The sequence below is a fragment of the uncultured Chryseobacterium sp. genome (genome assembly GCF_913776365.1).
Taxonomy (GTDB): Bacteria; Bacteroidota; Bacteroidia; order Flavobacteriales; family Weeksellaceae; genus Chryseobacterium.
Genome location: NZ_CAJYMO010000229.1, coordinates 1 through 2876, shown reverse-complemented (window position 1 = coordinate 2876; position 2876 = coordinate 1). Strand labels below are relative to the sequence as shown.

The following is a 2876-nucleotide window of genomic DNA, read 5'->3' as shown; positions in this document are numbered from 1 at the left end:
TCAATTTTACCGGTGGGTATTTTATCTAATGTCTTCATACGGTTTTCTCATCTTTTTTCTTTCCACAAAAATTTTCCCAGATCCACCAGCTTTTTCAGCGGTTCATTGTCAATCAGTTCAAATCCTGTATCAATGGTTTTTTCAATATAGATATCGGTCTTTTCAAAATCCGGTGAGGTATCCTTTTTCCAGAAGTCGATGCAGGAAAGAAGGTGCAGCCACAGGGCCTGCTGCCTCGATTTTTCATTGAATCTCCTGATGTCTTCCTTGGCCTTTTGAAAAATTTCCCATTCATTGAAATCCAGGCTGTTGATAAACAGCCGGTGGGTTTCCTTAAGGTTTTCCAGCAGGGTGACATGTCGCAGGCTTTCCCGGCCCAGGAGAAAAAGGATGAGCGAACGGTTCATCGTCAGGTTTTCAAAGAAAATATAATACACGTTCAGCAGCGCTTCCTTGGCAGGGACTTCCCTGGAAATATCTGCTTCAGCCGCCAGTTCCAGTGATTTTTTAAAGAGATGGTTCAGGATCTCTTTTTCCATATGCCCGAAACCGGAATAGTAATGATAGAATTCCTTTTCCTCAAATCCGTTTTCTTTGGCGAACAGATAAATATTTTTAGGCCTTTCGCCATGGTTGAGAATATAATCGCCGTACAGTTCCAGCAGTCTTTCATGGTTCATATTATCCTGATTTGGATATGGGTGTTGATCTTCCATTTGTCATTTATTTATAACAAATTTAGTAATTTATTTTACTAAATAATGTTAACAAAGTATAAATTAATACTATTTAAATGATACAGATTATAGATGACATCCGGAAGATTTGGCTTTCAGGGGTTCAGTGGAAACAGTTACAGACGGATGCGGGACTGCTGTACTGTACTGATCAGGAGCTGATTCCCGCTATCCGCTATTACTCCTCGCGCCATGGCTGTCCCAATGCAGGCCAACGCCAAAGCCCTTCACGCTCCAACCCTCCGGCACCGCTGTGGGGTAGCCGCTGCTATCGGGGCTATTTCAGCAGGCTGTATTTAAACGGGAGTGTAAAAAAGAAGGAGTCAGTTCCTGCAGGTGAACGTTCAATTTTAATTCAGTCTGAATTCATCTGATGAGCAGGGCCGAGGCTCAGGCAGGCTGCTGGATTTAGGGAGCTCGGGTATTTTATACTTTGGTAACGCGAATGCAGGATTACAGGTTCGTGTCAGACAGATACTACTATTCAGGACCACCCTGTCAAAAATTCCCTGAATTTTCGACACCTCTCCCAGATCGGAGGGGAATTTCCGTTAAGTATTTTGTTTCAGGCTTTTGATCAGTATTGGAAAGTGCAAAGTCGCAAGGAATACCGGAAAATGCTGTGGTATAAGGCGCAAGGAATTTGGCAGAGCCAAATTTTAATGCTTCTGAATAGACTGCTTTACAGGCATCGGTAGTACGGGACAATAGGCAGCCTTCCATTTTATCTCCGATAAAATCTTTGCGTCTTGTACCCACAAAGCTGGCAAAACCCTTCGCGACCTTGCGTTTTCCAACACTCCCTGTCATCAAAACCGCTGAATCCGCAATATTATTCCGAAAATATTTTCCGATGGCTTCGAATGTATTTGCTGCTGATGCCGATGCTTTCAAAGATATCCTTATCGGCGGAGTCCTGTTCAAGGAACCAGTGCCGGAGTCCCGCTTTCTCACGGGCGGCAAAGATCCCGGCAAAGTCAATGGTGCCGTTACCGATTTCGGTAAAGTCCCGGTTACCGGCTTTCATGTCTTTCACATGCCACAGCGGGAACCTGCCGGGATATTTTTCGAAATAGGAAACCGGATCAAAACCGGCTTTGGCGATCCAGTAAAGGTCCAGCTCCATTTGTACCAGCTCCGGGGAAGTCCGGTTCAGGATGAAATCATAGACTTTTCCGGTACCGTCAAAGTCTTCAAATTCAAAATCATGGTTGTGATAGGCGAACTGAATGCCCGACTGCCGGGCGATTTCACCGGCGGTATTCAGGATGCCGGGAAGCTTCCTGTAATGTTCAGGTGTCCGTTCTTCAGGAAAGAGATAGGAGCAGACCATAAATTCCGTCCCCATGTATTTCAGGTCCTCAACGGTTTTCTCCCAGTTTTCCAGCAGGGTTCCGGGCTCACGGCGGAGCATTCCGGTGGTGTGGTGAGAACTGATAACGCGCTGACCGGTATTGCTGAGAATCTGCCGGAACTCATTCCGCGTTTTACCGAAGAATGTACCGTTGTAGCCGTAAATCTCGAGACCGGTAAAACCCATTGCCGCCAGTCTTTCGAGGGCTTTCTCAGGGTTTTCGGACATTGCTTCACGGACAGTGTATAACTGGATGGCCAATGATGGATTGTTTTTTGACTGACGGTTTGAAATGCCGCAGGAAGACAGTCCCAGCAATCCAAGGGAGCTGAGGGTGAGAAACTCTTTTCTGTCCATTATAAAAAGGGTTTCATTTCATCTTCGATCTGTGTTCTCAGCTCCATCAGCCGGATGGCATACCTTTCCTTCTGGCGGTCTTCTTCGGTCTCGGGGACCCATTTCGGGACCGGAAGCTTTTTACCGTTTTCGTCCACTGCGACAAAAACGATGATACAATGCGTTTTCTTGTCGAATTTCGGCTGCTTCAGGTTCCGGGAAAAAACGTTGATGGAAATATGCATGCTGGAAGAACCCGTGTAGATCACCTGGGCTTCCACCTTGACGATTTCCCCGATCTTGATCGGCTCATAAAAGCGGATGCCGCCGACATACACCGTGACGGAATAATTTCCGCTCCACGTAGTGGCACAGGCATATCCTGCCTGATCGATCCATTTCATCACGCTTCCTCCATGTACGTTTCCTCCGTAGTTCACATCGGAAGG

Annotated in this window: 4 protein-coding genes; all 4 read right to left on the bottom strand. The window is 46.3% G+C overall.

Features of this window, described 5'->3' with window-relative positions:
• Window positions 1-47: 47 nt before the first annotated feature.
• Complete coding sequence (locus QZ735_RS11885; RefSeq protein WP_294248611.1) at window positions 48-716, bottom strand: TetR family transcriptional regulator C-terminal domain-containing protein; 669 nt, start codon at window positions 714-716, stop codon at window positions 48-50.
• Window positions 717-1235: 519 nt separating this feature from the next.
• Entirely contained in the window at window positions 1236-1631 is a 396-nt protein-coding gene (locus QZ735_RS11880) for a hypothetical protein (RefSeq protein WP_294248608.1), read from the bottom strand.
• A complete protein-coding gene (locus QZ735_RS11875) occupies window positions 1570-2448 on the bottom strand; it encodes a sugar phosphate isomerase/epimerase (protein WP_294248605.1) in 879 nt (292 codons plus the stop codon). Before QZ735_RS11875 ends, QZ735_RS11880 begins: the two co-directional genes overlap by 62 nt.
• Window positions 2448-2876: acyl-CoA thioesterase (locus tag QZ735_RS11870; protein ID WP_294248603.1), on the bottom strand; the 429-nt coding region annotated here is incomplete at its 5' end. The genes QZ735_RS11875 and QZ735_RS11870, both read right to left, overlap by 1 nt.